At 38.9% G+C, this 709-nt stretch carries 1 protein-coding gene; it reads right to left on the bottom strand.

What is annotated here, in order from left to right; translation table 11 throughout:
• Positions 1 to 345: 345 nt before the first annotated feature.
• A partial coding sequence (locus tag J8L97_RS23095) for a hypothetical protein (RefSeq protein WP_211053067.1) occupies positions 346 to 709 on the bottom strand: 364 nt, incomplete at its 5' end.

The raw sequence follows: 709 nt of genomic DNA, 5'->3' as shown, positions 1-709 counted from the left end.
TCGGCGTTGCTTTCATTTGTAATAGCCCGCTATTACTGTATAAAAGCGCCTTGATATTGAACAAAATATCATCATTGGATTGTACGTAAGTTTGTTTATAAAACATCTTCTATTCCAAAACCCTTATCCAAACCTGAGGTTAAGTTAACGCCCGGCAGTATATCCGTTTTAGTTGCCGATGACTTATTTGAAAATCGCACTGTGAGTTTTTTAAACGCTTAACCAAGTTCCACTGTGGCATATTGTATAGTGCCGAGATTACTGAGCTTACACTGATTTAGCCCGTTCAATGAAGTAAAAAATAGATTCAATAAACGGGCGGTTATTAATGGCTATGATGACTGTCTATTGCCATAGAACTTTGTAGTGCTTATCTTTTTTCCACTGTTTAAAGTAGGTGTTAAACAAAGTGTCCCACTGAGGGAAATCAACATGGTAGGTATCGACGAACGCTAAGAAGTTGTCTTTGTGATAAGGATCCATTGGCATGAGGTAGGTTTCAAACAGGTATTCGTCATATCCTGGGCGAGAAGACAATAAGCCTTGCATAATAATTTGCTCATGCTCATTCTTTATTTTAGCCACATACTCTACACAGGCGTCAATAAAGTTGGCTTTATCACCATTAGTGAATGACAAATCATGGGCCTCCGCATAGACATAAAATGCAGCTATGGAGAGAGGCGTTTTATTGGCAGCGTTGAACACC

It is taken from the genome of Pseudoalteromonas sp. MMG012 (genome assembly GCF_018100875.1).
GTDB classification, from domain to species: Bacteria; Pseudomonadota; Gammaproteobacteria; order Enterobacterales; family Alteromonadaceae; genus Pseudoalteromonas; species Pseudoalteromonas aurantia.
The sequence above is the reverse complement of the archived record's forward strand: the minus strand, read 5'-3'. Positions and strand labels throughout refer to the sequence as shown.